Annotated in this window: 1 protein-coding gene; it reads right to left on the reverse strand. The window is 79.7% G+C overall.

From position 1 onward, the window contains the following. A partial coding sequence (locus JHD82_RS29675) for a hypothetical protein (protein WP_199140504.1) occupies positions 1–301 on the reverse strand: 301 nt, incomplete at both ends.

The following is a 301-nucleotide window of genomic DNA, read 5'->3' on the forward strand; positions in this document are numbered from 1 at the left end:
CCGGCCGGCGCTGGCAGGCCGGCCGCCGCGATCTCGCGCGCCATGGAGACGATGCCCAGCGCCGCCAGCACGGGCAGCAGCACGGCGGCCGTGAGCAGCAGCGGCTGCCAGCGCCGCCACCAGCCGCTGTCTCTTATACACATCTCCGAGCCCACGAGACGCTGACGTTGATCGCGTATGCCGTCTTCTGCTTGAAAACAGGGGGGGGGGGGGGGGGGGGGGGGGGGGGGGGGGGGGGGGGGGGGGGGGGGGGGGGGGGGGGGGGGGGGGGGGGGGGGGGGGGGGGGGGGGGGGGGGGGGG

This window comes from Delftia sp. ASV31 (genome assembly GCF_016428765.1).
Classification (GTDB): Bacteria; Pseudomonadota; Gammaproteobacteria; order Burkholderiales; family Burkholderiaceae_C; genus Comamonas; species Comamonas acidovorans.